25 protein-coding genes and 1 riboswitch are annotated in these 24,352 nt (G+C 59.8%); of the genes, 22 read left to right on the top strand and 3 right to left on the bottom strand.

Annotation, left to right across the window (positions count from 1 at the left end; genetic code table 11):
* The first annotated feature begins 10 nt into the window (after positions 1–10).
* Genes A37O_RS0102390 through zupT form a run of 3 tightly spaced genes read left to right on the top strand, consistent with a single transcriptional unit; the run spans position 11 to position 2,423 of the window.
* On the top strand, positions 11–205 hold the full coding sequence (locus A37O_RS0102390; RefSeq protein ID WP_018295894.1) for a hypothetical protein: 195 nt from the start codon (positions 11–13) through the stop codon (positions 203–205).
* A 3-nt stretch (positions 206–208) separates the two neighbouring features.
* Positions 209–1,567: a hemolysin family protein gene (locus A37O_RS0102385; RefSeq protein WP_018295893.1), complete on the top strand. Its 1,359-nt coding sequence runs from the start codon at positions 209–211 to the stop codon at positions 1,565–1,567.
* A 49-nt stretch (positions 1,568–1,616) separates the two neighbouring features.
* Entirely contained in the window at positions 1,617–2,423 is an 807-nt protein-coding gene (gene zupT / locus A37O_RS0102380; protein ID WP_018295892.1) for a zinc transporter ZupT, read from the top strand.
* Here the strand turns inward: zupT and A37O_RS0102375 are convergent.
* Complete coding sequence (locus tag A37O_RS0102375; protein WP_018295891.1) at positions 2,420–3,373, bottom strand: DUF808 domain-containing protein; 954 nt, start codon at positions 3,371–3,373, stop codon at positions 2,420–2,422. The genes zupT and A37O_RS0102375 overlap by 4 nt on opposite strands.
* Positions 3,374–3,467: 94 nt before the next feature.
* Here A37O_RS0102375 and A37O_RS0102370 point away from each other — a divergent pair, with 94 nt between their 5' ends.
* The 10 genes from A37O_RS0102370 to A37O_RS0102325 all read left to right on the top strand — a co-directional run bounded on the left by A37O_RS0102370 (position 3,468) and on the right by A37O_RS0102325 (position 13,503).
* Positions 3,468–4,355, top strand: coding sequence for a 2-dehydropantoate 2-reductase (locus tag A37O_RS0102370; RefSeq protein ID WP_018295890.1), 888 nt, complete (start codon positions 3,468–3,470; stop codon positions 4,353–4,355).
* Positions 4,356–4,366: 11 nt separating this feature from the next.
* Positions 4,367–4,732 (top strand): DUF2218 domain-containing protein, encoded by a 366-nt coding sequence (locus A37O_RS0102365; protein ID WP_018295889.1) that lies wholly within the window; start codon positions 4,367–4,369, stop codon positions 4,730–4,732.
* A 20-nt stretch (positions 4,733–4,752) separates the two neighbouring features.
* A riboswitch (TPP riboswitch) is annotated at positions 4,753–4,864 on the top strand.
* The gene (locus A37O_RS0102360; protein WP_018295888.1) at positions 4,862–5,440 is read left to right on the top strand and encodes an ECF transporter S component; all 579 of its coding nucleotides are present in this window, start codon (positions 4,862–4,864) and stop codon (positions 5,438–5,440) included. Its footprint overlaps the riboswitch before it by 3 nt.
* The gene (locus A37O_RS0102355) at positions 5,437–6,756 is read left to right on the top strand and encodes an ABC transporter ATP-binding protein (protein ID WP_018295887.1); all 1,320 of its coding nucleotides are present in this window, start codon (positions 5,437–5,439) and stop codon (positions 6,754–6,756) included. The genes A37O_RS0102360 and A37O_RS0102355 overlap by 4 nt, the downstream gene beginning before the upstream one ends.
* Positions 6,753–7,511, top strand: coding sequence for an energy-coupling factor transporter transmembrane component T family protein (locus A37O_RS0102350; RefSeq protein ID WP_018295886.1), 759 nt, complete (start codon positions 6,753–6,755; stop codon positions 7,509–7,511). The genes A37O_RS0102355 and A37O_RS0102350 overlap by 4 nt, the downstream gene beginning before the upstream one ends.
* Positions 7,512–7,523: 12 nt before the next feature.
* Positions 7,524–8,015, top strand: a complete 492-nt coding sequence (locus tag A37O_RS0102345) for a nucleoside/nucleotide kinase family protein (RefSeq protein WP_018295885.1) — start codon at positions 7,524–7,526, stop codon at positions 8,013–8,015.
* A gap of 183 nt (positions 8,016–8,198) precedes the next feature.
* On the top strand, positions 8,199–9,797 hold the full coding sequence (locus A37O_RS0102340; protein ID WP_018295884.1) for a peptide ABC transporter substrate-binding protein: 1,599 nt from the start codon (positions 8,199–8,201) through the stop codon (positions 9,795–9,797).
* Positions 9,798–9,897: 100 nt separating this feature from the next.
* Positions 9,898–10,824: an ABC transporter permease gene (locus tag A37O_RS0102335; protein WP_018295883.1), complete on the top strand. Its 927-nt coding sequence runs from the start codon at positions 9,898–9,900 to the stop codon at positions 10,822–10,824.
* On the top strand, positions 10,817–11,818 hold the full coding sequence (locus A37O_RS0102330) for an ABC transporter permease (protein ID WP_018295882.1): 1,002 nt from the start codon (positions 10,817–10,819) through the stop codon (positions 11,816–11,818). The genes A37O_RS0102335 and A37O_RS0102330 overlap by 8 nt, the downstream gene beginning before the upstream one ends.
* Positions 11,815–13,503, top strand: coding sequence for a dipeptide ABC transporter ATP-binding protein (locus tag A37O_RS0102325; protein WP_018295881.1), 1,689 nt, complete (start codon positions 11,815–11,817; stop codon positions 13,501–13,503). Before A37O_RS0102330 ends, A37O_RS0102325 begins: the two co-directional genes overlap by 4 nt.
* Before the next feature lie 69 nt (positions 13,504–13,572).
* Here the strand turns inward: A37O_RS0102325 and A37O_RS0102320 are convergent, their stop codons facing one another.
* Both A37O_RS0102320 and A37O_RS0102315 read right to left on the bottom strand, forming a co-directional pair.
* Entirely contained in the window at positions 13,573–14,121 is a 549-nt protein-coding gene (locus tag A37O_RS0102320; RefSeq protein WP_018295880.1) for a ribonuclease FAU-1 family protein, read from the bottom strand.
* 2 nt (positions 14,122–14,123) lie between these two features.
* On the bottom strand, positions 14,124–14,828 hold the full coding sequence (locus A37O_RS0102315) for an Rv1157c family protein (RefSeq protein WP_018295879.1): 705 nt from the start codon (positions 14,826–14,828) through the stop codon (positions 14,124–14,126).
* A gap of 354 nt (positions 14,829–15,182) precedes the next feature.
* Here A37O_RS0102315 and typA point away from each other — a divergent pair, with 354 nt between their 5' ends.
* The 9 genes from typA to A37O_RS0102270 all read left to right on the top strand — a co-directional run bounded on the left by typA (position 15,183) and on the right by A37O_RS0102270 (position 24,289).
* On the top strand, positions 15,183–17,096 hold the full coding sequence (gene typA / locus A37O_RS0102310) for a translational GTPase TypA (RefSeq protein WP_018295878.1): 1,914 nt from the start codon (positions 15,183–15,185) through the stop codon (positions 17,094–17,096).
* Positions 17,096–18,277 carry an MFS transporter gene (locus tag A37O_RS0102305; protein ID WP_245533770.1) on the top strand — a complete coding sequence of 394 codons (1,182 nt, stop codon included), beginning with the start codon at positions 17,096–17,098 and terminating at the stop codon, positions 18,275–18,277. Before typA ends, A37O_RS0102305 begins: the two co-directional genes overlap by 1 nt.
* Before the next feature lie 10 nt (positions 18,278–18,287).
* The gene (locus A37O_RS0102300; protein ID WP_018295876.1) at positions 18,288–19,955 is read left to right on the top strand and encodes an ABC transporter family substrate-binding protein; all 1,668 of its coding nucleotides are present in this window, start codon (positions 18,288–18,290) and stop codon (positions 19,953–19,955) included.
* Positions 19,952–20,845, top strand: a complete 894-nt coding sequence (gene mshB, locus A37O_RS0102295; RefSeq protein ID WP_026196061.1) for an N-acetyl-1-D-myo-inositol-2-amino-2-deoxy-alpha-D-glucopyranoside deacetylase — start codon at positions 19,952–19,954, stop codon at positions 20,843–20,845. Before A37O_RS0102300 ends, mshB begins: the two co-directional genes overlap by 4 nt.
* A 27-nt stretch (positions 20,846–20,872) precedes the next feature.
* Positions 20,873–21,253 (top strand): hypothetical protein, encoded by a 381-nt coding sequence (locus A37O_RS0102290; RefSeq protein WP_018295874.1) that lies wholly within the window; start codon positions 20,873–20,875, stop codon positions 21,251–21,253.
* 68 nt (positions 21,254–21,321) lie between these two features.
* Positions 21,322–21,645 carry a ferredoxin gene (fdxA, locus tag A37O_RS0102285; RefSeq protein ID WP_018295873.1) on the top strand — a complete coding sequence of 108 codons (324 nt, stop codon included), beginning with the start codon at positions 21,322–21,324 and terminating at the stop codon, positions 21,643–21,645.
* 5 nt (positions 21,646–21,650) lie between these two features.
* Positions 21,651–22,745, top strand: coding sequence for a succinyldiaminopimelate transaminase (dapC, locus tag A37O_RS0102280; RefSeq protein ID WP_018295872.1), 1,095 nt, complete (start codon positions 21,651–21,653; stop codon positions 22,743–22,745).
* Between the two features lie 34 nt (positions 22,746–22,779).
* Positions 22,780–23,589 carry a pseudouridine synthase gene (locus tag A37O_RS0102275; RefSeq protein ID WP_018295871.1) on the top strand — a complete coding sequence of 270 codons (810 nt, stop codon included), beginning with the start codon at positions 22,780–22,782 and terminating at the stop codon, positions 23,587–23,589.
* Positions 23,590–23,689: 100 nt separating this feature from the next.
* A complete protein-coding gene (locus A37O_RS0102270; RefSeq protein WP_018295870.1) occupies positions 23,690–24,289 on the top strand; it encodes a GtrA family protein in 600 nt (199 codons plus the stop codon).
* The last annotated feature ends 63 nt before the right edge of the window (positions 24,290–24,352 follow it).

Raw genomic sequence — 24,352 nt, 5'->3', positions numbered from 1 at the left:
TGGTAATGGTGTGGATTCCAAAGATTTTTCAATAAGCGGCTTCAGCGGCCTCGTCAGCATCGCTGGCGCCGATGATGCCTTGGTGTGCGGTCCCGATGGCTGCGCACCTGTCGGCCAGGTAGACCAGGTTGACGAAGTGAGCGAAGCTGGTGAGGGTTCGTCCGAGGACGACCCAGACAGTAGACAGAACGCGGGTACGACCTAGCCCATGAGTATTCTTGTTAATTTCCTCCTGGTCCTGCTCTTCGTCCTGATCGGTGGCGTCTTCGCTGCCACAGAGATGGCGTTGGTGAGTCTGCGCGAATCGCAGATCAAAAAACTGGAGCGGGGCAAGGGGGCCGCGAAGACCGTCGCAGGTCTCGCGCGAGACTCGGGCTTGTTCCTATCCGCTGTCCAAATCGGCGTTACTTTTGCCGGTTTCTTCTCCTCGGCATTCGGCGCCTCTACTATCGCGCCGCAGCTCGCACCCTACCTCGTTGAGTGGGGGATGAGCGAGTCTTGGGCCAGCGGCACCGCGCTCGTGGTCATGACCTTGATCGTGTCCTACCTTTCTCTCGTCCTGGGCGAGTTGGTGCCGAAACGCATCGCTATGCAAAAGGCAGAAAGCGTTGCACTCGTCGTTGCGCCGCCACTGAATCTGTTCGCGAAGCTAATGCGTCCCGTGATCTGGATCGTGAACACCTCCTCCAACGGTCTCTTGCGGCTGCTCGGATTTGACCCGAACGCGCGCACCGAGGAGATGAGCACCGAAGAGGTCCGCGACATCGTGTCCTCACATGATGGGCTGGCGGAATCCGAGCGGGCAATGCTCGACGACGTATTTGAAGCCGGGGAGCGCCTCGTCGGCGAAGTGATGCGCCACCGTTCCGACATGGCCACCTTGCCAGCCACGATGACCGTGGGGGAGGCTGCCCAGGAAATTTCGGATAAGCCTTATTCCCGCTACCCGGTCTACGGCGAGGACATCGATGACATCGTGGGCTTTGTCCATGTGCGCGATGTGTTGGAGTATTCAGCTCGCGGCGATAATTCGGAAGTTCTGACGAGTCTGAAGCGTTCCATCGTCCAATTCCCATCGACGGTGCGCCTGCCTCAGGCGTTGTCGCAGATGCGCGCCTCGGGTCACCATATTGCCATCGTGGTGGATGAATATGGTGGCACCGATGGCATGGTCACCCTCGAGGACTTGATTGAGGAACTCGTGGGCGAAATCTGGGATGAATACGACCGGGAAGAGCACGCCGCCGTCATGAAGCTCCACGATTCGAAGCTGCTCGACGGATCAACCAATCTCGAAGATTTCCATGACCTGACCACCATCGAATTACCGGAAGGCCCCTACGAAACGGTCGCCGGATGGATGCTGACCAAGCTCGGCAGGCTTGGCCAAGTCGGCGACACAGTCACCATCGACCCAGAGCTTTCCGACGACACCGATGACGATTCGCCTGGTGTGCGGTATCAGCTGGAGATTGCCAAGGTGAGCGGCAACCGCATTGTCTCGCTCAAGGTGCTCAAGACGACAACCACCGAATCTGATCAAGAGTCGGCGGAAGAGTCAGCCTAAGACCTTAAGACCCTGCAAGAGGGTCACCGACCGCCTAATATAAGAGGCCATGTACGATGCCTCGACCGTCTTGCTTGCCTTCGGGATGACCCTGTTGGCAGGTTTGGCCACCGGCATCGGCGGTGCCATCGGGGTGATGCGCCGAAACCCCACCGACAAGTTTATGGCGGGTGCGCTTGGTTTTTCGGCCGGTGTCATGGTTTATGTGTCACTCGTAGAAATCCTGCCGAAAGGGATCGCCGACCTCGGGGAAGAATATGGTGAGCGGCCGTCACACTGGATCGGGATTGCGGCCTTCTTTGGCGGCATCGCCCTGATCGCGCTGATCGACAGGTTCGTCCCCGAGGAAATCAATCCGCATGAACCCGATTCGGTGCGCCCGGACCATATAGATGCGCGGCGCAATCGCATGATGAAAGCCGGGGTTCTCACGGCTCTCGCGCTCGCACTGCACAATTTCCCTGAGGGCTTTGCCACGTTTGTGGCTGCTTTGGAAGACCCGGTGATGGCGGTGCCGATCGTTGTGGCTATCGCGATTCACAATATTCCCGAGGGCATTGCGGTTTCAGTACCCATGCGTGAAGCGACTGGCTCAAGGTTGAAGGCGTGGGGCTGGGCTACCTTGTCGGGCTTGGCCGAGCCCATCGGCGCCTTGATTGGTTTCCTGATTCTCATGCCCATCATGGGGCCTGCCACCATGGGCATCGCGTTTTGTGCAGTCGCAGGAATCATGGTGTTCGTGTCGCTAGATGAGTTGATTCCCACCGCTGTCTCGACGGGCGAGAACCACGCGTCGACCTACGGCATGGTCGCCGGCATGGCGGTCATGGCCGTGTCGTTGGCGCTCATGATCTAGCTCGCAGCCGAAGCAGCAGAAGAAGTAGAAGAAGGCTTCGACTTTGGTGTCAGCGCTTTGATCAGGGCAAGAATTCCGACGATAATAAAGCCCCAGATCAGACCCGCCACGAATGAACCCGCGGTGTTGAGCAACCAGCCCAGGAATCCGCCGCCAACGGCCGTTTCCAAACTGTGAATGGTGTCATAAGGCCAAGTCCAGCCGAATTCTTCGAACCCAACAATCATGATGTGTCCGCCGACCCACAACATGGCGATCGTGCCAATCACACCAATAATATTGAGTACTACCGGCATGCCCTTGACCAGTGCGGTTCCCAGCTTAGGGGTGCGGCCGCGCTCGATCATGTGGAGACCAATGTCGTCCATCTTCACCAGCAGGGCAACGGCGCCGTACACAGCAATCGTGATGCCGATACCAACCAGTGCAAGGATGAGGGCTCGCATCCAGAAGGTCTGGTCTGCGATTTCGTTAAGGGAAATCACCATAATCTCGGCAGACAAGATCAGATCCGTAGTAATCGCGGAACGGACCAGGGTGTCTTCATCTTCCGGAGTCTTATTTTGTGCCTGCTCCTCAGCCTCGTGCTCGTCACGGGCAAACTTCTCGTAGATCTTATGGGCACCCTCGTAGCACAGGTAGGTGCCGCCGAGCATGAGAATCGGGGTCAGCGCCCACGGTGCGTACTCCGAAAGAAGCAACGCGATGGGCAAGATGATGATCAACTTGTTGAAGAACGACCCCTTGGTGATCCGCCAGATCATCGGAAGCTCTCGCGCTGGGCTGGCATCTGCAACATATTGAGGGGTTACCGCCGCGTCATCAATCACCACACCAGCGGCCTTAGCGGAGGTCTTTGCGGTCAATGCTGCAACGTCGTCCATCGTTGCAGCTGCCTTTTTTGCGATGAGGGCAACATCGTCAAGTAGTGCAAGCAGGCCACCGGCCATGAGAATTCACCTTTCGGGTTGTGAAGAGATCTCAACGTAGAAAAATCTTACCTGCGCAATCGAACAAATCTGTTGCGCACGTAGGATTAACTGCATGAAGATTGCATGTATTGGTGTCGGCGCGGTCGGGGCCTGGTATGCCGGTAGCCTGGCGAGAAACGGTCACGAGGTTGTCGCGGTGGCGCGCGGTGAGACCTTGCACGCCCTCCAGACCCGCGGCATCGTGCTCAATGACGGTGAGCCGATCAAGGTTGCAGCCGTGAGTCATATCAGCGAGGTCGAGCACGCTGACGTGATCATCTTGGCTATGAAGGCCACGGGCCAGGATCTGGCTGAAGTACTTCGAGGCGCCCCTGGGGAGGCACTCGTTGCCGTCACCCAAAATTCGGTGGAGTCGGCTCACCAGGTCGCCGAGGTCGTGGGCACCGAGCGCACGTTGCCCGGGGTGGTCCGCGGCTACTTCCACCACACCGGACCAGCCCAGGTCGAATTCCACGGCGGTCCTTGTTCGTTTACCACTGGCACCTGGGACGGAGCGCAGTCGCAGGTGCTCACTGACTTTGCCGAGGCACTCAACGGCGCAGCCATTGACGGCATCGTCCGCGAGGACATTTTCGTCGATGTCTGGGAGAAGGCGATGTTCGTCGCGTGCTGCGGGGCACTTGGATCGCTTATCGACGAGCCCCTGGGGCAGCTGCGTGGTTTCTGGCGATCGTCGTTAAGTGTTCTCATGGAAGAAGTGGCAACTGCAGGCCGGGCGAGGGGAGTGCCGCTGACCGGCGATGTTGTCGATCGGACGATGGATTTCGCCGATCGCATGCCCGCGGATTCGACGACCTCGATGCAACGCGATCTGGCGGACGGGATTGTCGGTGAGCTGGATGCACAGGTCGGTGCCATTGTGCGAGAAGCCGAACGCGGCAATGTGCGCGCTCCCATGCATGAGCTAATTCTGAAACTACTATTAAGGAATTTGGAGTAGGCTGGCAGGCTATGAGCGAGACATATACATCTACCGCCCGCGTGAAAACCGATCGACCAGGCCGCTACGGCAAGCAACTGGCGTCGCATTTCGGCAAGAAGATTTCCGCCAATTGGGACGCAGATTCCGACCGCGGCCATCTCACGTTCCCATCTCCCGATGGTCCTGATCTGCCGTCGACAACCTGCGACATGATTGCCGGCGACGGAGTGCTCATGCTTTCCATCGATGGTGCGTCAGACGCAGTGGAACGCCTCGAGCGTGTTGTTGCTGTGCACCTGATCCGTTTTGGCGCCAAGGATGAGCTCGAGGTGGAGTGGACCCGCAGCGGCGGGCAGGGCTCCGCGCGGTTTACCTCGGCGGACTTGGAAAAGTAATTTAAGTTTGTTTAACTAGAGCGCGTACCCACGGGTGCCCCGCAGATTCGGGGCTGAGATGCCAGGTGAAGCTGGCGAACCGTTGAACCTGATCCGGTTAGTACCGGCGTGAGGAAGGAAGATAGATTTATGCGTTCTCGCATGCAATGGCGCGTCATAGATATCGTGACCGCCGCAGTTCTCGGTGTCGCCTGTGGCCTTATTTTTTGGCTCTGGAACTCGATTGGTTACGCGGGATTCACCGCCCTTGATGCCCTCACCCCAGGATTTGGTGGCCTCTTCGCCGGCGTGTGGTTCCTCGGCGGTGTGCTGGGCGGCCTCATTATTCGCAAGCCAGGTGCTGCAATTTTCGTGGAGGTCGTTGCGGCCTCGGTCTCGGCCATTTTGGGCAGCCAGTGGGGCGTGGAAACCCTCTATTCCGGCATTGTCCAGGGCCTTGGCGCGGAGCTGATCTTCCTGGCCTTTGCTTATAAGAAGTTCTCGCTTCCCGTGGCCATGCTTTCCGGCGTGGGCGCAGCCGTTGGCGCCTTCATTCTCGAGCTGTTTACCAGCGCGAACCTGGCCAAGTCGATTGAGTTCAACATGATCTACCTGGGCTCGCTTATCGTCTCCGGCGCCCTGCTCGCGGGCCTGCTTGGGCACTACTTGGTCAAGGCTTTAGCACAGACAGGTGCGCTCGATCGCTTCGCAGCGGGCCGGACTCGATGACCTCACCGGCCATTTCGGCAACAAACCTGTCGTATCACCACACCGTTCGACGCGATCCCGCATTCACCGGCATCTCCTTTGAGATTGGGCGCGGCGAAAAGGTCCTGCTCACCGGTGACTCGGGTGCGGGAAAGTCGACGCTGCTCGGGGTCATCGCAGGATTGCTTGTCGACGACGAAGAGGGCACCCGCTCAGGAACACTTTCTGTCAACGGATCCGTCGGCATGGTCCTGCAGGACCCAGATTCCCAGGTGATTTCGTCCCGCGTCGGCGACGACGTTGCCTTTGGCTGCGAAAACCTCGGCCTCCCCAGGGAAGAGATTTGGGTGCGGGTGGACAAGGCCCTAGCCATGGTGGGATTCGACGTACCTCGTGACCATCCCACGTCTCATTTGTCTGGTGGGCAAAAGCAGCGCCTCGCGCTCGCCGGCGTACTTGCCATGGGGGCAGAGATCATCATCCTGGATGAGCCGACCGCCAACCTCGATCCCGAAGGCGCAAAGTCCGTCATCGCCGCGGTCACCGAAGTCTGTGCCTTAACCGGTGCCACGTTGCTGGTCGTGGAGCACAATCCGGCGCCGTGGCTGAGGCTCGTCGATACGATCTTTCGCCTTGACGAGGCAGGCATGGAGAAAATCGAGGCATCCGACCTGCCCCCGCGGCCGCAGCTCCCCGCCGCGCGACCCGTCGCCCCCGGCACGCCTGCGCTGCTGCGGGCGACCGACCTGCTCACCGATTGGGGCCCGCCTCGCACCCTTTCCTTGCCCGAAGGTCATTCGAGTGTGCTGCTCGGGCCGAACGGGACCGGGAAAACCACGCTGGCCACGGTTCTCGCTGGCCTGGACAAGCCGCAGGCCGGATACCTCGAGCTCTCCCAAACCGTGCGCCAAGGTCTGCGTCAGCCGCCCCATGAATGGCGCTCGAAGGATCTTTCGCAGCGCATCGGGTACGTTTTCCAAAATCCTGAGCACCAGTTTGTTGCCCGCACCGTCGCCGCTGAGTTGGCCATCTCCGGTGCAGCTCAAGAGCGTATCGACGAGTTAGTGGTCAGGCTGCGACTCGGCCACCTATTGGAGGCGAATCCTTTTACACTCTCGGGCGGGGAGAAGCGGCGCCTCTCGGTGGCGACGGCACTGGTCAACGCGCCGGCTTTCGTGGTCCTCGACGAGCCCACCTTCGGGCAGGATTCCCGCACCTACGTCGAACTCATTCACCTGATCCGGGAACTCACCACCACGGGTGTCACCGTCTTGTCCATTACCCATGATGCGGATTTCGTGGCCTCCCTGGGCGACCATAAGGTCGTGCTGTCGTGAACTTGATTGCTCGTATCAACCCGGTCAGCCGTCTCTTGGGCGCGCTGCTTTTTACAACCCCGCTGCTGATCACGCTGGATTGGGTCTCTGCAACGGTGGCCATTGCGATCATCCTCTTGGTCGCCCCGCTGCTCGGCGTGAGCTATTACCGCTTGCTTCGGCGCGGATGGCCGATCTTTCTCGCGGCACCTTTGGCGGCAATCCCCATGGCGCTCTACGGGCGGCCCGGGGGAGAGGTGCATTTCGAATTCTGGCTCCTCCAAGTCACCGATAATTCCCTCTCGCTGGCAGGCGCTATCGCCTTGCGCGTCCTCGCCGTCGGCCTGCCGATAGTTGTGCTCTCTGCCGACGTCGACCCCACCGACCTCGGCGACGGGTTGTCACAGATCCTCAAACTTCCGCCGAAGTTCGTGCTTGGCACCGTCGCCGCGGTGCGAATGATGGGATTGCTTCGCGACGACGTCGAGGCGATGCGCAGGTCCCGGCGCTCCCGTGGCCTGGCCGACACGGGAAGGATCAAGTACTGGTTCACCATCGCCTTCGGCCTACTGGTGATGTCGCTGCGCCGAGCCTCCAAGCTGGCCACGGCCATGGAGGCGCGCGGGTTCGCGCGCAGCACCACCCGGACCTGGGCGCGGGAATCCCGACTTTTTCCCCGTGACTGGATCTTCATGTTCCTGTGCGCAGCCGGTGCGGCGATCGCACTAGGGGTCGCGATCTACACGGGCAGTTTTCAGTTTCTGGGCACAATCTAGAAAGCTATCACCATGCGAAACCTCACCATCTTGATCGATGGACCCTCCGGTTCTGGCAAAACAACCTTCGCAAACAAGGTTGCTGCCGAGACGGGAATTCCTCTCGTTCATCTCGATGATTTTTATCCCGGGTGGGCAGGCCTACGTCAGGCTGCCGCTATGGTGACCGAGACCGTGCTCGATCCCGTAGCCCCAGGTTATGTGCGCTGGGATTGGGAAAAGGACCAGCCCGGTGAGTGGGTAGACATCGACCCCGGACGGGATTTGATCGTCGAAGGTGTCGGTGCCCTGACTCACAGTTCCTACGAAGCGGCGAAGCGTCTCGGTGACGTACTTACCGTGAGGATTACGGCGCCGTATGAGTTACGCAAGGACCGTGCGCTAAAGCGGGACCCGGGCTATGTCGATTTCTGGGATATGTGGGCTGAACAGGAGCGCGAGCTCTATTCCTCAGAGCCACCCGTTGCCGCCGACGTCGTGCTGCAGTGGAACGGGCGGGGGTAAGCGAAAGTTTGGGGGATTAACCCCGTTAACTTTTGTGAACAGCAGGTTAACTTGATGGTTAACTGGACGAAAATACCGATTTCTGGTTTTTCGCTGAGTCTATGTGGTGTAATTCCCTGTAACGCAACTCACAAACATCATCGTGAAGTGCAAGTTTCCCATCTCACAGAAAAGGAGACCACAGTGTCCCTCAAGAAAAGTCTTGCTCTGCTCACAGTGGGGGCGGTGGCCTTTGCAACCGTTGCCTGCTCGGACTCTGAAAGTGGCTCGGACGCATCCGGCGGTTCCACTGGCGGCGACAATTACATCACCGCCAAGGGCACCGAACCACAGAACCCGCTGATCCCTGCCAACACCAACGAAGTGGGCGGCGGCAACATCGTTGACCTCATCTACTCCGGCTTGGTCTATTACGACGCCGACGGTGAGATTCACAACGAGATGGCAGAGTCGATCGAACCTGAGGGCGAGAAGACTTACAAGGTCACCTTGAAGGACGGCATCACCTTCTCCGATGGCAGCCCCGTCACCTCCGAAAACTTCGTGCGATCCTGGAACAAGGCCGTCGAAGATTCCATGCTTTCTTCCTACTTCTTCGAGCCCATTCTGGGCTACGAAGAGGGTGTCGCCGAGATGGAAGGCCTCAAGGTCGTCGACGACAAGACCTTCACCATTGAGCTGAACCAGCCAGAAGCTGACTTCCCAACTCGCCTCGGTTACTCGGCGTTCTACCCAATGCACGATTCGGCCTTCGATGACCTCGATGCCTACGGCGAGAATCCAATCGGCAACGGCCCGTACACCTTGTCCGAGTGGAACCATAACCAGGACGCCACCATCGTGCCAAGCGAGGAGTACTCCGGCGAACGCACCCCACAAAACGACGGCGTGACTTTCGTGTTCTACGCTCAGGATGATGCTGCCTACGCGGATCTTTTGGCAGGCAACCTGGATGTCACCGACGCGATTCCGGACTCGGCTTTCGCCACCTTTGAAGACGAGCTCGGCGAGCGCGCGGTCAACCAACCTTCCGCAGTCTTCCAGTCATTTACCATCCCAGAGCGACTTGAGCACTTCTCCGGTGAGGAAGGTCAGCTTCGTCGTCAAGCGATCTCGCATGCGATCGACCGCGATGGCATCACCGACACCATCTTCGGTGGCACCCGCACCCCCGCAACCGACTTCACTTCGCCTGTTATCCCGGGCCACTCCGACACCCTTGAGGGCGCCGACGTCCTCGAATACGACCCAGAGCTGGCGAAGCAGCTGTGGGACGAGGCCGACGCCATCGCACCATATGAGGGCGAATTCAAGTTGGCTTACAACGCTGACGGTGGCCACCAGGCGTGGGTCGATGCGGTTGTGAACTCCATCCGCAACACCCTCGAGATCGAAGCAGTCGGCGACGCGTACCCAGACTTCAAGTCGCTTCGCGACGAGGTCACCGAACGCACCATCGACGGCGCATTCCGCACCGGCTGGCAGGCCGACTACCCATCGCTGGGTAACTTCCTCGGCCCACTCTATGGCACCGGCGCAGGCTCCAACGACGGCGACTACTCCAACCCAGAGTTTGATCAATTGCTCACCGATGCAGCCGGCGCAGCCGATGCAGAGGCAGCAGCACCGATCTACAACCAGGCTCAGGAGATCCTGCTGCAGGATCTGCCAGCGACCCCACTGTGGTACGCGAACGTGACCGGTGGCTACTCCGAGAACGTCGACAATGTCGTGTTCTCCTGGAAGTCGGTCCCTGTCTACTACGAGATCACCAAGGAATAAGGCGACGCTAAAGGCTTAAGCATCCCGGCCACGAGCCTTCAAAGGCTCGTGGCCTCGATTGCTTCCTTCAATAGGCTCAATTAGGAAGGAGCGCTGCTCCATGCTGCGCTATATCGGGCGACGCCTGCTCCAAATGATCCCCGTGTTCTTTGGTGCGACCTTGTTGCTCTACTCACTAGTGTTCTTGATGCCAGGCGACCCTGTGGCCGCTCTCGGCGGAGACCGCGGCCTCACCGAAGCCGCACGTGCCCGCATTGAATCGGAATACAACCTGGATCAACCTTTCATAATTCAATACCTCCTCTACATCAAAGGCATTTTCACCTTCGATTTCGGATCAACCTTTTCGGGTCAGCCAGTCGCGCAGGTGATGGCGGATGCCTTCCCAGTCACGATCAAGCTGGCCGTGATGGCGCTGGCCTTCGAGGCGATCTTCGGCATCACTTTCGGTGTCATCGCCGGAGTGCGACGCGGCGGAATCTTCGACTCCACCGTCCTGGTGCTATCCCTGGTTGTCATCGCCGTTCCCTCCTTCGTCATCGGCTTTGTCCTCCAGTACGTCGTCGGTGTGCAATGGGGGCTGCTCCCCGTGACGGTCGGGCGCAATGAAACCTTCACCTCACTGCTCATGCCGGCGGTGGTGCTTGGCGCGCTCTCATTCGCTTACGTGCTGCGCTTAACCAGGCAGTCGGTGAGCGAAAACTTAAGCGCCGACTATGTCCGAACGGCTCGCGCCAAGGGTCTATCAAATGGGACGGTGATGAATCGACATGTGTTGCGCAACTCGATGATTCCCGTGGTGACCTTCTTGGGCGCTGACCTTGGTGCCTTGATGGGTGGCGCCATTGTCACAGAAGGCATCTTCGGCATCAATGGTGTCGGCGGTGCGATCTACCAGGCCATCTTGAAGGGCGAACCGGCCACCGTTGTGTCGTTTACTACGGTGCTGGTCGTTGTTTATATCATCGCGAACCTGATCGTCGACCTGGTTTACGCGGTGCTCGATCCGAGGATTCGTTATGACTAATACACCAGAAAACACGTCTCCGGATGCGATCCCTCCGGCAGACATTCACGATGCCCGCACTAGGATCGGACAGCAGTACTTCGTAGCCACGACCGACGAGCAGGGACTCGGTGCTGTTGACGCAGTTGCCGACGACTCCGCGCCGCGCTCCCAGTGGGGCGAGGCCTGGCACAACTTACGCAAGCGCCCGATGTTTTGGGTTGCGGCCGTGCTCATTCTCGTCGCTTTGCTGCTTGCCGCTTTCCCGCAGTTGTTCACCTCCACGGACCCGCGCTACTGCGTGCTCGGAAACTCCCTGGATGGCCCACAGTCAGGCCACCCATTTGGCTTCGACCGCCAGGGCTGCGATATCTACTCGCGTGTGATCTACGGTGCCCGCGCATCCGTGACAGTGGGTGTGATGACCACGATTGCGGTGACCATCATCGGCACCGTCATTGGATCCATCGCGGGATTCTTCGGCGGCATCTGGGACACCCTGCTGTCACGCCTGACCGACATCTTCTTCGCGGTGCCCCTGGTTCTGGCAGCCATCGTTGTGATGCAGATGTTTAAGGATCAGCGCACCATCTGGACCGTGGTGATCGCCTTGTCCATCTTCGGCTGGACCAATATCGCCCGCATTACTCGCGGTGCCGTGATGAGTGTGAAGAACGAGGAATATGTCACCGCGGCCAAGGCCGTGGGTGCCTCGAATCTGCGCATCCTCACCAGCCACATCCTGCCGAACGCCGCAGCACCAATCATTGTGTATGCCACCGTCGCGCTGGGTACGTTCATTGTGGCCGAGGCGACGCTATCCTTCCTGGGCATCGGTCTGCCAAGTACCGTCGTGTCCTGGGGCGGCGACATTTCCGCGGCGCAATCGTCGCTACGCACTCAACCGATGGTCCTGTTCTATCCGGCTATCGCCCTAGCGCTGACAGTGCTGAGCTTTATCATGATGGGCGACGTCGTCCGCGACGCACTCGACCCGAAGGCGAGGAAACGATGAATCAACCATTACTCGAGGTCGAAGACCTGAAGATCACCTTCGAATCGTCGACCGGAACCGTCGAAGCCGTCCGCGATTTCGACCTGACCATTTACCCCGGTCAATCCGTAGCGATTGTGGGCGAGTCCGGCTCCGGTAAGTCCACCGCCGCCATGAGCATGTTGGGCTTGCTGCCGGGCACGGGCAAGGTCATCAACGGTTCGATCAAACTCGACGGCGAAGAGCTGGTCAACCTAGACAAAAAGGGCTGGCAGAAGTACCGCGGTTCCCACATTGGCCTCGTCCCACAGGATCCAATGAGTAACTTGAACCCCGTGTGGCGCATTGGCACTCAGGTCGAGGAGTCTTTGCGTGCCAACAACGTGGTGAAGGGCTCGGAGATGCACTCGCGCGTCGTCGAGCTGCTCGAAGAGGCCGGCCTGCCCGATGCGGAACGCCGCGCGAAGCAGTACCCGCACGAGTTTTCCGGCGGCATGCGCCAGCGCGCGCTTATTGCCATCGGTTTGGCCGCGCGCCCCAAGCTGCTTATCGCCGACGAGCCGACCTCGGCACTTGACGTGACGGTGCAGAAGAAGATCCTGGATCACCTGGATTCCCTGACCACTGAGTTGGGCACCGCCGTCCTCCTGATCACTCACGACCTGGGACTGGCCGCCGAGCGCGCCGATTTCGTCGTGGTGATGCACCGAGGCCGCATCGTGGAGAAGGGTCCGAGCCTGCAGATTCTGCGTAATCCGCAGCACCCGTACACGAAGCGTTTGGTCAAGGCTGCGCCGTCGTTGGCGTCGGCGCGCATCCAGTCGGCCCACGATCAGGGCCTCGAATCGGCTGAGCGCGTGACCGCGAACGTGGCGAGCTCCGATAACGTGATCGAGGTCCGCGACTTGGTCAAGGAATTCGACGTGCGCGGTGCCCGCGGCGATAAGAAGGTGCTGCGCGCGGTCGACGATGTGAGCTTCGATTTACGACGAGGCTCCACACTCGCATTGGTCGGAGAGTCTGGTTCGGGCAAGTCCACCGTGGCGAATATGGTGCTCAACCTGCTGGAACCAACAAGTGGCACCGTGCTCTATGAGGGGCGCGACACCTCGCAGCTTTCCAGCAAGGAGCTCTTCGAGATGCGCCGCAACGTACAAGTCGTTTTCCAGAACCCGTACGGCTCACTGGATCCAATGTTTTCGATCTATCGCTGCATCGAGGAACCCCTGAAGCTGCATAAGATCGGGGATCGGAAGTCGCGCGAGAATCGTGTGGCGGAGCTTCTAGACATGGTTCAGATGCCTCGCTCCGCGATGCGCAGGTACCCGAATGAGCTGTCCGGTGGCCAGCGCCAACGCATCGCAATTGCGCGCGCGATGGCGCTGAACCCCGAGGTCCTCGTCCTTGACGAGGCGGTTTCTGCCTTGGACGTGCTTGTGCAAAACCAGATCATTAAGTTGCTGGCGGAAATGCAAGAGGAACTGAAACTTTCCTACCTCTTCATTACGCACGATCTCGCAGTTGTCCGACAGACCGCCGATGACATCGTGGTGATGAAGCAGGGCGCAATCGTCGAGCAGGGCTCCGCGGACCGGATCTTCGATTCCCCGCAGGAAGAGTACACGCAGAATCTGATCAACTCCGTTCCTGGACTCAATATCGAACTGGGAACAGGCGAAGAATTGGGCATCGAACTCGAAAGCTAGGCCCACAGCACAAAGGCGCCACACCCAGGAAGTACCTGGGTGCGGCGCCTTTTTTAAAAGTGTGGGAGCTTAGCTAGCGGGAGCGAGTTCGACCTCGTCCGCCCAGGTCAGCTCAATGCCTTGGGTACGCAGCCACGCCATCGCATCGTCGTTATGGCGGGTAATACCTTCCACCACATGCAAGGTGGATTCAATCGCGCGCTCAGCTTCCGCAGCGGAAATCAGCCCTGCCGAAGTCGCGGCCGCCAGCTCGTCAATATCTTCGACACCTACGGGTTCACCAGTGGTAGAGATGAGATCGACGTAGAGATCACGGGTCGACCAGACACAGCCATTGACATGGATTTCAGCGATATCGAAGTAGAACTCCTGGTCAGGGTAGTTCTCGGGAGTAAGTCCTTCGCGGAAATGAAAGATGTTGGCGCGCAGATTGAGCTGCGGCAACAGCCAGCTTTCCAAGTAACCGAAGCGTTGGTGGTTTGCTCCGCGGGCCATGTAGAGCCCGAATTCGGTCACAGCGTAAGTATCAACTTCGCGCAGGTACCCCTTCGGGTCGATGTTGGTCTTCGCGGTGGTATCAAAGGTTTCTTGCTTCACAGGGTGAAGGTCAACGCTCATTTTTACCTCACGTTAAATAGGGCAGCCGTCGGTGCAAAGGAACAATTATTTGTTTCGGTTCTGACGCTGCCATTAACCACTGCGATGACAGTGCCGGAGCCGGTGTTAGCCACGCCGGACAAAGTTGCCGGTCCTGTCTTGTTTATCCCATTGTTATCTAAAGGCGTTACACCGGAACGCAGATTGTTCACGTTGAACCAGTAAACGTCCATCCCGCCCTGGCGCTCCGCTGCAGGGGGAGTGCCCAGTGCAGTGAACACAAATGTCGCTTGACCGGCCTTCGGTGCTGGTGCGATGTTTTCGGCGGGGCCGGGAACAACCAGCGCACTCGCCGTGGAATGCATGCCTGCGCCGATGCAATTGCTCGATACTGTTGGCCAGTAGAACTGAGTAAAGCGTGGTGCATCGTCGGGAAGCTCGGGGCCGCCCAGCTCGTCTCCCGAGCCGGCGAAGAAGGATGCGCCCGCCCGCAGCATGTTCTCAACATCGTCTGGGACCCACGGTTGGCTTGCGAACTCGTTGACTTTTCCAACGGTGTAGTCAGTGGGTCTGCCGAGGCCATCGATATAGCTTGAGGCGACATCGGAGCTGGCGTTGATGGCGCTGGATTCAGAGGCGGAAGCAGGCGGTGCAAGGAGACCCGCCATCGCAATGACAGCCGCGCTTGCAGTGATGCTTGCGCGGCGGAGCTTGGAGGAAAAGCGCACGTGAACTGGTCCTTATGAATTCGACTTGAGAATAACTGTTGTGGGCAAGTTGTCTACTGTCTCACAGTCTGGAGGCAAAAGGGGAAACCCAAAATTCGGCTGTGGTGTTGGTTAATTGCGCCCTCACCGGCACTTTTAGTCGCGCCGATGCTCGCGTTCATACCACAGGGAAACCCCGCCACCATTCCGGTAACACAAGTAACAACAGTAACAATACTCACAATAGAAACGTCTGCAACTGGTTTTGGATACCTATGCTTAGTGAAAAGACCTTCCAATGCTGCATACGGATAGATATACGAGTAGGGTTTAACCGTTCAGAAACATTTCCAGTTTGAAAGAGGAGCACCCTACGTGTCGCATCCTGAGTTCCGTAACGTAGCTATCGTCGCCCACGTTGACCACGGCAAGACCACCCTCGTCAACGCACTGCTAGAGCAATCTGGCGTGTTCGGCGACCATGGCGAAGTCGCAGACCGCGTCATGGACTCTGGCGACCTCGAGCGCGAGAAGGGCATCACCATTCTTGCGAAGAACACCGCAATCCGTCGCCCAGGTAAGGGCAAGGACGGCCGTGACCTCGTCATCAACGTGATTGACACCCCAGGCCACGCCGACTTCGGTGGCGAGGTCGAGCGCGGACTGTCCATGGTGGACGGCGTCGTCCTGCTCATCGATGCCTCCGAGGGCCCTCTGCCACAGACCCGCTTCGTGCTGGGCAAGGCACTGGAATCCAAGAAGCCAGTGATCATCTGTGTGAATAAGACTGACCGCCCAGATGCGCGTATCGACGAGGTTGTGGAAGAAGCGCAAGACCTCCTCCTCGAGCTCGGCGCAGGCCTTGAAGACCCGGACGCGGCGGAAGCCGCAGAGAATCTGCTCGACCTGCCCGTACTTTATGCGTCCGGCCGTGCCGGTCGCGCGTCCTTCAACAACCCAGGCAATGGCAACTTGCCTGATAATGAAGATCTCGAGCCACTGTTCCAGGTCATGTACGACGAGATCCCAGAGCCAGCCGCTGACAGTGAGGCACCATTCCAGGCTCAGGTCACCAACCTTGACTCCAGCTCCTTCCTCGGCCGTATTGCACTCATCCGCGTGCACCGTGGTTCCGTGAAGAAGGGTCAGCAGGTGACCTGGATCCACTACGATTCCGAGGGTGAGCAGCACGTCAAGAACGTGAAGATCGCCGAGTTGCTTCGCACCGTCGGTTTCCAGCGCGTTCCTGCCGAAGGGGAAGTTGTCGCAGGCGATATCGCGGCCATCTCCGGCATCGACGAGATCATGATTGGTGACACCATCACTGATCCAAATAATGTTGAGCCACTACCACGCATCAAGGTCGATGACCCAGCGCTGTCCATGACCATCGGTGTGAACACCTCGCCTATGGCCGGCCGTAACGGTGGCGATAAGCTCACCGCGCGCATGATCAAGGCTCGCCTTGACCAGGAGCTCATCGGTAACGTGTCGCTCAAGGTACTTCCGACCGAGCGCCCAGACACTTGGGAAGTTCAGGGCCGTGGCGAAATGGCACTTACCGTGCTTATCGAGACCATGCGTCGTGAAGGCTTCGAGCTCACCGTGGGTAAGCCACAGGTTGTGACCCGCGAGATCGACGGTAAGATCCACGAGCCATACGATCACATGGTCATTGACACCCCATCTGAGTACCAGGGCAATATCACCCAGCTCATGGCAGCACGTAAGGGTCAGATGACCGCCATGGGTAATGCCGCGGGTGACTGGGTCCGCATGGAGTTCGACGTTCCTTCCCGTGGCCTGATCGGTTTCCGTACCACCTTCATGACCGAGACTCATGGCGCAGGTATTGCGAACTCCTACGCTATCGACCCTCGTCCTTGGGCTGGCGAGATCAAGGGCCGCCCAACCGGCTCCCTCGTTGCAGACCGTACTGGCAAGATCACGGCGTTCGCGCTGACCAGCTTGGCTGACCGTGGCGAGTTCTTCGTGGAGCCTGGCGCAGAAGCTTACGAAGGTATGGTCGTCGGCGCGAACAATCGCGACGAGGACATGGATGTGAACATCACCAAGGAAAAGAAGCTCACCAACATGCGTGCAGCGTCCGCAGACACCACCGTTACCTTGGCGAAGGCGCGCACGCTCTCCCTTGATGAGGCAATCGAGTTCTGTGGCGCCGATGAGTGCGTCGAGGTTGCTCCTGAGGCCATGCGCGTGCGCAAGGTCATCCTCAACGCCACCGAGCGTGGCCGCGCTCGCTCCCGCGAGAAGCAGCTCAACAAGTAATGCAGGTATCGCCACGACGTCCCATCGGGGTGGCAACAATGTTTGCCACCAACGGAATCTCGATTTCCTCGGTGCTGCCGTGGTACCCAACATTCAAAGATAACTGGGAGCTGTCGGATCTAGTCTTCGGACTCCTTGTCACTGCCGTGGCGCTTGGCTCCCTTGCGTCGACGACGCTGCCCGCCTGGGCTGAGCGCACCTTTGGTGCCCGCCGCGTGATGATCGTCGGCACCGTCATCACGGCCTTCTACCTCGTGGGCATCGGTCTAGCCCCCGGTGCCTGGGCGCTGGCCGTCCTGCTCCTTTTCTTCGGACTGACAGACGCGATCATCGACGTCTCCCAAAACGTCGCCGCCGTGCGCGTCCAAACCGAGATGGGCCGCTCCATCATGAGCTCGCTGCACGCGTGCTGGTCGCTCGGTGCCGTCCTCGGCGGTATCGGTGGAACCGCCGCCGCCGTTGCGGGAGTCCCCATCCTGGTCCACCTCAGCGCCATCGCCGTACTGCAGGTTGGACTCGTTGCCCTCGCCGCGTGGCTGATGGGCGACGTGAGCGGACAAAGCAACACCAGAGCACCAGCAGATTCCCAGCCAGCAGAACCATCGTCGAAGATTACCCGCCGAGTCGTCTTGCTTGCCCTGCCAGCTGCGATTGTGGCCACCGCAGGCACCATGGTCGAAGACATCGGCAATAATTGGGCGGCGCTGTCGGCGTCCACGCTGTCGTCGATAAGCATTTCCGCGGCGGGCAGTGCCTACATCGTGCTCTTTGCGGCGCAGACCGTCGGCCGCTTCGCGGGCGACCTCCTGATTAACCGCTTTGGCCGGGTTGCCGTGGCACGCGCTGGTGGCGTGTGCATCGCCCTCGGTGGCCTTGCCGTCGTGCTGGCCACCAATCCCGTACCTCTCTACGTGGGCTACGCCCTGGCCGGATGGGGCTGCGCGACGCTGGTGCCAAGTGCGTACGCGGCCTCGGCCATGCTGCCGGGCGTTGCCCAATCGACGGGCATGACCGTGGTCAGTTGGCTCATGCGCGTCGGATTCATGGCCACGAGCCCGCTTATTGGCGCCCTCGCCGAAGCGACCTCGCTGCGCGTCGCCCTTGTGATCTTGCCCCTAGCGGGCCTAGCCGTGGTGCTCTCAGCGCCGGGGCTGCGCGGTCACAAGCAAAAGACGTGGTAGAACAACACTAATGAAACGGCGCTTTTCCACCCTGGTTGCCACCCTGCTCACGGCAGGCGTGGTTGTTTCGGGCTGCGCGGCTAATCCGGGCCCGCCGCCGGTCGTCGAACCGACTCCCACGACCGAGCCTACGACCACGGAGACCACCACCACGCAGGCTCGCCCCGCACGCACAGAGGCGGCGGTCGGCGTCGAGCCGTTAAGGAACGGTTTCAATCCGCATTTGCTTAGCGACGATTCCTCTGTGGTCCGGTCGCTGGCGAACCTAGTATTGCCCAGCGCGTTTCTCAGGGGCCAACTGAACCGCAACCTGCTGCGCTCGGCGGAAGTGATTGAGCCCGTCGACTCTCCCGGGGTCGTGATGACCGTGCGCTACGTCATCCAAGACGCGGCACAGTGGTCCGATGGCACCCCAATCACCGGCTCGGACTTTGCGTACCTGTGGCAGGGAATGTCGACTTCGCCCGGTGTGATTAACCCGGAAGGCTACCGGGCGATTAGCAATGTGCGCGTCATCGGCGGGGGAGCGAAGACGGTGGAAGTGGATTTCCACGCGCCTGTGGCGGATTGGCAGTCGCTGTTTAGCTACCTCTTGCCTGCACACCTCTTAGATTCCGGTGAGCAAGGGTTCTTGGTGGGCCTGCGCGATAATATTCCGGCGTCCGCGGGGCGCTACCTGGTCAATAACGTGGACCGTGCCCGAGGCGTGATCACCTTGAATCGCAACGATCGATTCTGGGGGCCCGAGCCCGCGCAAATCGATATTTTATCCCTGGTAGAAACCCGTTCCACCACCCATAGCGCAGACCAGCTGCGCGCGGGGCAGCTGCAATTCGTCGATGTACTGCCCGGTGAAACAACCCGGGACACCTATGAGCTCATCCCGGACATTCAGAATCGTCTCGTGCAATCGCAGCGCCAGCTGGGGTTGACTCTGTCGACGAACTCGCCGATTTTGAGCGACCACGCTACCCGTGTGGAGCTGAGCGGACTCGTCGATGTGCCTTTGATTGCCCGCCTCGGTGCCGGGCGCTCCACCGACCTGATTGTGGCGGACTCGGAACCGGTCAATAGCGCCGAGCCGGAGTTGCTGCGTTCCGCGATCGAGTCCGCCGGGCGTCCGCTGCGCATCGCCGCCGATCCCGCTGACGCTACGGCTTCGGCTTCCGTGCGCTCGCTGGTGGATTTGTTGAAGCAGCGCGGGATCAACGCCGAGGTGGTCTCCACCGATCTCACTGATCTCACGAAAAACCGCTTGCCCAGCGGCGACGTCGATGCCGTGATTGCGCGCGAATGGATCGACGGGAGCCCCAACTACGTTGCCGGTGCGCTGCGTTGCCCCGATGAGGAAACAGGCATGCGCTCCGGAAACCTTTCAGGCCTGTGTATGCCCGAAACGGAAGGTGTGGCCAATCAGGTCCTGGCGGGGGAGATCAGTCCCGAACGCGCCCAAGAACTTCTCGACGAATTCCGCACCCGGGAAGCCACCTGGGTTCCCCTACTGAGGGAGCAAAGAATCCTCGCATTGAGCCCGGGTATCATTGGCCCTGACCCAGACCTAGAGGAATGGACCGACGGGCTGGCAACGGCGGACACGTGGCGGCTTCCAGACGAAGCGGACGCGACGACTACCACCACGACCCCGCCGAACATCGCTGAAGAGGAGCAACAGTTTTGAGCGAAGCACAAAAACGGAATGGCGCGCGTGATCTCACGGGATACCGGGTGGTTGCGGTGCATGCGCACCCCGACGACGAATCCATTGTGACCGGTGGAGCCTTGGCGGATCTCACACGTCGTGGAGCTGACGTCCTAGTGGTCACCTGCACGTTGGGCGAAGAGGGCGAGGTGATTGGCGAAACCTACCAGGGCCTCGTCAATGAAGCCGCCGACCAGCTCGGTGGATTCCGTATCGCGGAGCTCAAGCATGCGCTGTCCATTTTGGGTGTGCGCGGTGAGTTCCTCGGCGGTGCCGGTGCTTTCCGGGACTCGGGAATGGTCGGTTCGCCGGCGCACGCTAATCCGCGGGCGTTTGTGAACTCGGGGGAGCGTGCAGTCGAAGAACTCACCCGCATCTTCGAAGCGGAGCGCCCTCACCTTGTGCTCACCTACGGTCCCGACGGTGGCTACGGACACCCCGACCACATTCGGGCCCATGAAATCACCCACGCCGCCGCCGAGCGCGTCGACATCCCCCGAATCCTGTGGGCCGTGCATCCACGTGACGAGCTCGACCAGAACGCAGCGACCACCATTCCTGCGGGCTGGCGTGCGCCTGAACCCGGTGAATTGGCAGCTGTCGAGCACACCGACACCTGGGTTGAGCTTGACGATGCCACCTACCACCAAAAAGTCGAAGCCATGCGCGCGCACGCCACCCAAATCTGGGTTGCCGATGGCTCCGTGTCCGAGACCAATCCGCACGCGGCCTGGGGCCACGGCCCCGATGTTGTGTTCGCCCTCTCGAACCTGATTGCTCAGCCGATTCTAAACCGGGAGCACTACCAATTCGGTGCCGGTGTCGCTCTTGAGCACGGTGCCGATCTACTCAGCGGAATTGCTGAGTAGGAATTGCAAAGTAGGCAGAAAACCACCGTGGAATCCCGTTCAATCACCCGCACCGACTACTCACGCAGCGAGCAAGTCACCGGTCTGACATGGCTGTCTTTCGGCGCCGTGTTCTCGCTGCTGCTGGAGGTCGTGTACCTAGGCACCTGGATCGGACCTGTGCCGTTTCCGTACACGATCGTCATCGCCTTCTTCTTCAACATGGTGCTCACCCGCACGGCGAAGCTGTGGACCGAATCCTGGTTTGTCGCCCTCATCCCACTCGGCGTGTGGTGCCTGGCGTTCTTCGGACTGATGTTCGGGGTGGAAGTAACCGGCGACATGTTGCTCGCCAATAATATTCGAACTGTACTCTTGCTCTTCCTGGGGATTCTGGGTGGTCTCTTACCGGTTTTCCGGGGTAAATGACATAATAACGAAAAGCCAGAGTACGATTTAGCCAAATAGTTCATGCGTCAGGAGTTTGAGTAAATCCAATGACATACGTTATTGCCCAGCCATGCGTCGACGTCCTCGATCGTTCGTGTGTAGAAGAGTGTCCAGTCGATTGCATTTACGAAGGTAAGCGCATGCTGTACATCCACCCAGACGAGTGCGTGGATTGTGGAGCCTGTGAGCCAGCCTGCCCCGTCGAGGCAATCTTCTACGAAGATGACACCCCAGACGAGTGGGCAGACTACTACGATGCCAACGTCGGCTTCTTCGACGACCTGGGCTCCCCAGGCGGCGCTGCGAAGCTCGGCCCCCAGGATTTCGATCACCCATTCGTGGCGGCCCTGCCTCCACAGAACCAGGAATAAGGCCTGTGGTTCGCACGCCGCTGAGCTCTGTCCTGCCTGATTTTCCCTGGGACTCCCTTGCCCAGGCGAAGGAAAAGGCCAACGCCCACCCAGGCGGCATCGTCAACCTGTCGGTGGGCACTCCCGTCGACCCCGTAGATCCGTCGATCCAGCTGGCGCTGGCCGAGGCGGCAGCCGAACCGGGCTATCCCACCACTGTGGGCACCGACGAGCTGCGCGAGGCCATCGTCAATGCGCTTGAGCGCCGCTACCAGATGGAGGGCCTCGATACCTCCGCTGTGCTGCCTGTGATTGGCACGAAGGAAGCCATCGCCTGGCTGCCAACCCTTTTGGGTCTGCGTGGCGAGAAGGTCATCATCCCGACCGTGGCGTACCCCACCTACGAGGTGGCGGCGCTCATCGCGGGGTGCACCCCAGTGCGTTCCGACGAGCCCGTCGAAGGCGCTGCCCTCGCATTCATCAATTCGCCCTCCAACCCCACGGGGAAGGTAGCTAGCGCGGCTGAACTCAAGACCTGGGTCGACTTCGCTCGCGACACCGGCTGCATCGTCGCCTCCGACGAGTGCTATTTGGGGCTCGGCTGGGACGACGAGCACACGCCCGTGTCCATCCTGAGTCATGAGGTCGCCGGCGGTGACAACACCAACCTCATCGCGGTGCACTCCCTGTCGAAGACCTCCAACCTGGCCAGCTACCGCGCGGGTTACCTCGCTGGCGACAAGGCAGTGATTGCTGAGCTGACCGAAGTGCGTAAGCACGCCGGTCTGATGGTTCCGGGCCCAATCCAGCACGCGATGGTTGCGGCACTGGAAAATGATCTCCACGAAGAACTCCAGCACGCCACCTATGCCGTGCGCCGAGCCAAGCTCTTGAAGGCCGTGGTCAGCGCCGGTTTCACCGTGGATCATTCCGAGGCGGGCCTGTACCTCTGGGCCACCCGCGGCGAAAACGGCCGCGACACCGTCGAGGCTCTCGCCGAACTCGGCATCTTGGTAGCACCCGGCGATTTCTATGGCCCCGCAGGCGAAAATTACGTGCGCATCGCGCTGACCGCAAGCGACGAGCGTATCGACGAGGCCTGCCGCCGACTTGAGGCCTAACCCAACGGGTCGGCCATCGGCCCGAGAAGGGGTGGTGGCCACCAAGGTTATCCTGCGCGACGTCGTACCTGATGGCGAGTACTTCGCGGCGCGCAGCGGAGACAGCCCATTTCCTCCAGGTTTCCTCCTCGCGCCTGGGACTGAGCTCGCACGGCCGACACCCGCGTGGCAATTTCCCGAGGTCGGCCACGAACCCGTCATCCCTTTTGACTATCAGGTCGTCTACGAAGACAGCCGCATCCTCGTGGTGGATAAGCCGCACTTTTTGCCCGCCACACCCAACGGCAGGATCGTCCGCGAGACCCTGCAGACGAGGCTGCGGGCCCGCTACGGCGACAAGATCACCGTGATCCACCGCCTCGACCGCTTGACCGCCGGCCTCATGCTTGCAGTGAAGAATCCAGAGGACCGGGCAGCCTACCACGAGCTCTTTTCTCGTCGCGAAGTGCGCAAAACCTACCTCGCCCGGCTCAGCCTTCCCATGGACCCGCAGCCCTGGCAGGAGTTGCGCCTGGGGATGCGCAAAGAGGGGAGACGGGTGGTCGTCGATAAGCATGGCACGCAGACGGTGACGTTGTGGCGCACGCTTGACGACGACCCCACCCGCCGCACCGTGGAGCTACGTCCGCTGACGGGGCACACTCACCAGCTTCGCGTCGTGTGTGCGCACCTGGGAGCGGGGATCTTCGGAGATGATATGTACCCAGTGGAGCGTGAGTTGGATCTCTACGATTACTCCGAGCCGTTGCATTTGCTGGCAACAAGCTTAGAGTTCAGTGATCCTCTCGACGGGAGTGCGCGGGAATTTCTCTCTGCGCGGGGCTTACCCACTAGAATGGTCTGACATCCCTGGTTTAATCCGCGGTGAAGTCGGTGAAATCTAGGTTAATGATTCTGTAAATTAAGTGGTTGCATTTAGTCCGATTCCGAAACGAGGTGGGTTAATGGCGGTGGAAGTCTCCAGCGAGACTGAAGAGTCGCGTGACCCTCGCAAAGTCTCCGCAGTGCGGATGCTCAACAATGTGCGTCAGTTCATCATGTTCGGCATCGTTGGCGGATCGGGCACCCTGGTCAACCTCTTGGTCACATATCTGTCGAAGAAGTCGGCGGAGTGGGGCTGGAGCCTCCACGAAAACGACATCTTCATGAATCTGCTGGGCACCGAGTTCAACATCCGGTGGTATCACATCTTCGCCACCATCGCCTTCCTTGTGGCCAACACGTGGAACTACCAGCTCAACCGGTCCTGGACGTTTAAGGGGATTACGAAGAAGTCCTGGATTAGAGGCTTCTTCCCATTTTTGGCGACCGGCCTCGTTGCCTTCGCGGTCTCCCAGATCATCTTGACGCTGCTGATGAATCCGACCAGTCCGGTGGGTCTGCCGGATGATATTTTCGATAACTCCACAGGATTTAGAACCAAGTTCTACTGGGCACAGGCCATCTCTATTGTTGTGGCCATGCCGGTGAACTTCGTGATCAATAAGGTGTGGACCTTCGCGAAACCAAAGGTCAAGGTCGTTTCCTCCGGCGAACCGCAGTAGCCTAGCCGCTCTGCGCAATATAGTGTGCAAACTTGCGCCGACAACCATCACTAGGCCGTGGAT

It is taken from the genome of Corynebacterium lubricantis DSM 45231 (genome assembly GCF_000379425.1).
GTDB lineage: Bacteria > Actinomycetota > Actinomycetes > Mycobacteriales > Mycobacteriaceae > Corynebacterium > Corynebacterium lubricantis.
This window is presented reverse-complemented; position numbering and strand designations above follow the sequence as displayed.

What these genes read in the sequence shown, in the direction of transcription:
- A37O_RS0102270 (WP_018295870.1), top strand. Translation starts at nt 23,690, where the DNA reads ATGGCGGTGGAAGTCTCCAGCGAGACTGAAGAGTCGCGTGACCCTCGC.
- A37O_RS0102330 (WP_018295882.1), top strand. Translation starts at nt 10,817, where the DNA reads ATGACTAATACACCAGAAAACACGTCTCCGGATGCGATCCCTCCGGCA.
- A37O_RS0102375 (WP_018295891.1), bottom strand. Translation starts at nt 3,373, where the DNA reads ATGGCCGGTGGCCTGCTTGCACTACTTGACGATGTTGCCCTCATCGCA.
- A37O_RS0102385 (WP_018295893.1), top strand. Translation starts at nt 209, where the DNA reads ATGAGTATTCTTGTTAATTTCCTCCTGGTCCTGCTCTTCGTCCTGATC.
- A37O_RS0102325 (WP_018295881.1), top strand. Translation starts at nt 11,815, where the DNA reads ATGAATCAACCATTACTCGAGGTCGAAGACCTGAAGATCACCTTCGAA.
- A37O_RS0102305 (WP_245533770.1), top strand. Translation starts at nt 17,096, where the DNA reads ATGCAGGTATCGCCACGACGTCCCATCGGGGTGGCAACAATGTTTGCC.
- A37O_RS0102355 (WP_018295887.1), top strand. Translation starts at nt 5,437, where the DNA reads ATGACCTCACCGGCCATTTCGGCAACAAACCTGTCGTATCACCACACC.
- A37O_RS0102335 (WP_018295883.1), top strand. Translation starts at nt 9,898, where the DNA reads ATGCTGCGCTATATCGGGCGACGCCTGCTCCAAATGATCCCCGTGTTC.
- A37O_RS0102360 (WP_018295888.1), top strand. Translation starts at nt 4,862, where the DNA reads ATGCGTTCTCGCATGCAATGGCGCGTCATAGATATCGTGACCGCCGCA.
- A37O_RS0102370 (WP_018295890.1), top strand. Translation starts at nt 3,468, where the DNA reads ATGAAGATTGCATGTATTGGTGTCGGCGCGGTCGGGGCCTGGTATGCC.
- A37O_RS0102365 (WP_018295889.1), top strand. Translation starts at nt 4,367, where the DNA reads ATGAGCGAGACATATACATCTACCGCCCGCGTGAAAACCGATCGACCA.
- A37O_RS0102320 (WP_018295880.1), bottom strand. Translation starts at nt 14,121, where the DNA reads ATGAGCGTTGACCTTCACCCTGTGAAGCAAGAAACCTTTGATACCACC.
- A37O_RS0102345 (WP_018295885.1), top strand. Translation starts at nt 7,524, where the DNA reads ATGCGAAACCTCACCATCTTGATCGATGGACCCTCCGGTTCTGGCAAA.
- zupT (WP_018295892.1), top strand. Translation starts at nt 1,617, where the DNA reads ATGTACGATGCCTCGACCGTCTTGCTTGCCTTCGGGATGACCCTGTTG.
- A37O_RS0102300 (WP_018295876.1), top strand. Translation starts at nt 18,288, where the DNA reads ATGAAACGGCGCTTTTCCACCCTGGTTGCCACCCTGCTCACGGCAGGC.
- fdxA (WP_018295873.1), top strand. Translation starts at nt 21,322, where the DNA reads ATGACATACGTTATTGCCCAGCCATGCGTCGACGTCCTCGATCGTTCG.